The 3470-nt window shown below is 68.7% G+C and carries 3 protein-coding genes and 1 pseudogene; 1 reads left to right on the top strand and 3 read right to left on the bottom strand.

Annotated features, from left to right (window positions below; genetic code table 11):
• Window positions 1–463: alcohol dehydrogenase catalytic domain-containing protein (locus LPZ50_RS23245; RefSeq protein WP_230665228.1), on the bottom strand; the 463-nt coding region annotated here is incomplete at its 3' end.
• The gene (locus tag LPZ50_RS23240) at window positions 460–1665 is read right to left on the bottom strand and encodes a CaiB/BaiF CoA transferase family protein (RefSeq protein ID WP_230665227.1); all 1206 of its coding nucleotides are present in this window, start codon (window positions 1663–1665) and stop codon (window positions 460–462) included. The genes LPZ50_RS23245 and LPZ50_RS23240, both read right to left, overlap by 4 nt.
• Window positions 1666–1753: 88 nt before the next feature.
• Here LPZ50_RS23240 and LPZ50_RS23235 point away from each other — a divergent pair.
• Window positions 1754–2698: pseudogene (locus LPZ50_RS23235) on the top strand (LysR family transcriptional regulator).
• On the opposite strand, the gene LPZ50_RS23230 reads toward LPZ50_RS23235, so the two are convergent.
• A complete protein-coding gene (locus LPZ50_RS23230; protein WP_230665226.1) occupies window positions 2695–3207 on the bottom strand; it encodes a lipocalin family protein in 513 nt (170 codons plus the stop codon). The pseudogene LPZ50_RS23235 and the gene LPZ50_RS23230 sit on opposite strands and share 4 nt — an antisense overlap.
• Window positions 3208–3470: the final 263 nt, after the last annotated feature.

Raw genomic sequence — 3470 nt, 5'->3', positions numbered from 1 at the left:
CCACGCCGGAACCCGCGCCCAGCACCAGCACGGTGTCGCCGGCCTGCATGGCGGCGCGCCACAGCAGCGCGGTGTAGGCCGTGCCGTAGGAAATCGGCACGGGCAGGGCGGCCAGCGGATCCAGGCCATCCGGCACGGCATACACGGTGTGCTCGGGCAGCGTCAGCCGCTGCGCATAGCAGCCCCAGCGCGCCACCGCCACCACCGCGTCGCCCACCGCCAGCCTGCTGACCTGGGAGCCGCGCGCCACGATACGGCCCACGGCTTCCGTGCCCGGCACGAAGGGCAGCGGCGGCCGGCTTTGGTAAGTACCCTCGATCAGCAGGCGCGTGGCGTAGCTGACGCTGGCATGGTCGATCTCGATGGTGACTTCATGCGGGCCGGGCGCCGGGGCGTCGGCGATGTCGCGCAGTGCCACGTCGCTCACGGGGCCATGGCGTTCGCAAAGCAGGGCGCGCATCATGCCTGGGTCTCCTGCGCCTGGCGCGCCACGCCTTCGCGCAGCAAGGCACCGATATCGTCGTCGGCCAGGCCCCAGTCGGCCAGGACCTGCCGTGTATGCTGGCCGATGGCGGGCGCTTCGGCCAGGGCCCGGTGGCCGCCCAGGCCCGGCGCGCGGGGGTAGGGCAGCGGCGCCGTGCCAGGCTGCATCAGTTCGTCCATCAGGCCCAGGTGGCGCGCCTGCGGATGCGCGGCCAGGCCGTCGTAGTCGCGCACGCGCGCGTGCAGCACGTCTTCGCGCGCCAGGCGTTCAACCCAATAATCCGTGGGCTGCCCGCGCAGTTGCGCGGCAATCTCGCGATGCAGCGCGTCGCGCCGCGCCATGCGGCTGCCATTGTCGGCGTAGGCAGGGTCATCCAGCCATTGCGGACGGTCCAGCGCGCGGCACAGGCGGGCGAACTGGTCGTTGTTCAAGGCCAGCACCGACAGACGACCGTCTGCCGTGTCGAACACGCCATTGGGCGCGCTGACCGGGCCGCCGGCGCGTCCGCCGGCCAGGCTGTGCGCCAGGATGTCATTTACCTGCAGGGCGGCGCAGGCCTGGAACAGGCTCAGCTCCACGTGCGCGCCGCCGCCGCCGCGCGCCTGGCGGTACAGGGCGGCGCTGGTGGCCTGCGCGGCATACAGGGCCGTGGCAATGTCGGCCATCAGCAGGCCGATGCGCCGGGGCTCGCCGTCGGGGGCCTGGTTGGCGTACATCAGGCCGCTGTCGGCCTGCATGACGGAATCCGAAGCGGGGGCATCGGCAAAGGGGCCGTCCTGTCCGTAGCCGCTGATCGACACATAGACCAGTTCGGGGTTGGCGCGGGCCAGTTCGGCGTAATCCACGCCCAGGCGGGCCGCCACGCCGGGACGGAAGTTCTGGATGAGCACGTCGGCCTGTTGCGCCAAATGGCCCAGCACGGCCCTGCCGCGCGGGTGGCGGGCATCCAGGCACAATCCGCGCTTGCCCACGTTGTAGGCAATGGATAGCGCGCTGTGCGCGCCGTGCAGCACGCCCACGTGCCGGCCCCAGTCGCCGGCCGGGGGTTCGACCTTGACGACATCCGCGCCTTGCTGCCAAAGAATCTGCGCGCAGTACGGCCCCGCGATGCCCTGGCTGATATCCAGGACACGCAGGCCGTGGAAGGGAAGCGCCGACGGGACGGAAGAAGAGGCGGACATGGCTGCAGCAGAAGTGAGGATATTCACCGATGGTAGGCAGGTGCGCCGTGCTCGACAATCCGCCAGGTTGTGCCTTTAATGGTGAATGATGATTGACAATCTTCCCGATCTGAATCTCGTGCGGCTGTTCGTCGCCATGGTGGAATCGCGCAACCTGAGTGCTGCGGCGCAGCGTTGCGGCATGACCCGGTCGAACATGTCGCATCGCCTGAAGCGCCTGGAATCGGAACTGGGCGCGCAGTTGCTGCGCCGCACCACCCGGCACGTGGAATTGACGCAGGCCGGACGCCTGCTGTACTAGCACGGCGTGCGCCTGCTGGACGAAATGCGGGCCGCCCAGTCGTCGATCGACAGCCTGGGCGGCACCGTGCGCGGCGATGTGCGCATCCGCCTGCCCACCGGCCTGGGACACCTGTATCTGGCGCCGGTGCTGCTGGAATTCACGCGCCAGCATCCCGACATTGCTTTGCGCGTACATATCAACGACAACATCGGCGACCTGGTGTCCGCCGAGGTGGACCTGGCCTTGAAGATCACTTCGGCCCCGCCCGAAGACCACGTGGCGCGCCGCCTGTGCGCGATTCACTGGTGCCTGTGCGCGGCGCCATCCTTCCTGCTGGACGGGCGGCCCGTGCAGACCCTGGACCAGTTGGGGCGTTGTTCGCTGATCGCGCCGCAATCATTGGGACGGCGCTTCGACCTGCGCCTGATGCATGCCCATGGCGACCCCTTGATACTGCGGGTGGCGCCGCGCCTGCAGTCGGGCGATTATCCCTTCCTGCGCGACGCGGTGTTGGCGGGCCTGGGCGTGGCGCTGCTGCCGCGCTACGCGGTATGGAATCAGTTGCGCGACGGGCAACTACGCGAAGTGCTGCCCGACTTCGAGCCCGAGGGCGTGGGCAATGCCATTTACCTGCTGACCGCCCCCAATCGCTTTCCGTCTATGGCCACCCGCGCGCTGGCGGGCTTTGTGCGGGAGCATATCGAACAACGCCACCGCGACTGGCTGCGGCCGATGTCCGCAGCACACTAGTGCTGCGGCGTATAGAGCAGTTCATCCAGCGGGTAGCCATGCTTGCGCGCGGCCTGCCGGGCCTGCTCGAGCTCGTTGGGCGTCAGCCTGGGCTTGCGGCCCAGGATCCACAAGGTCTTGTGGTCGGGCGCGCCCACCACGGCCCAGCGATAGTCGCCATCCAGCCCGATGATCCAGTACTGGGTGGCGGGCTGCAGGAAATCGGCCTGGAACTGCGCGCCCGCCGCGCCCTCTACCGGCGTGGCAGTGCCCGACATGGCCGCTATGTCGCCATCTTTGGTGCGGCAACGGTTGTTGATGTGCAGGGCATTTTGCGGCGCAACCGTGTATTCCACCGTGGCGTCGGCCACGCACTGGCGCTGTATCGGCGTGGGCAGGCGGGCGATCTCGTACCACTTGCCGGCGTAGCGGGCAAGGTCTATGTGCTCTACGGCTTGCGGCGTTGCGGCACGCGCGGCGGTACTGCAGCCGGCCGCGGCCAGCAGGAAAGCGGCGACGTAACGTAGCATGAGCGGCCTCCTGGCGAAGGACGGCCCGCCGCATTGTCGAGGCGGGCAAAGACCTTCACGATACGCCGATATGGTGTCCGCGTGGGCGTCAGGATTGTTGCGGGGCCTTCAGCGCGGCATGGTAGCGCGCCACGTAGGTATCGAAGTCGATGTCGTCGCTGTCTTCGAGCTGCAGCTGTGCGTCGTGCGAGCAGGTCGGCGTTGATGCGGTCTTGCAGGGTGGCGGTCAGGCCGTGCGGCGCGCCGGGGTAGTAGATTTCCTG

Origin of the sequence: Bordetella petrii (assembly GCF_020991325.1) — a bacterium.
Taxonomy (GTDB): Bacteria; Pseudomonadota; Gammaproteobacteria; order Burkholderiales; family Burkholderiaceae_B; genus Bordetella_A; species Bordetella_A petrii_E.
The sequence above is the reverse complement of the archived record's forward strand: the minus strand, read 5'-3'. Positions and strand labels throughout refer to the sequence as shown.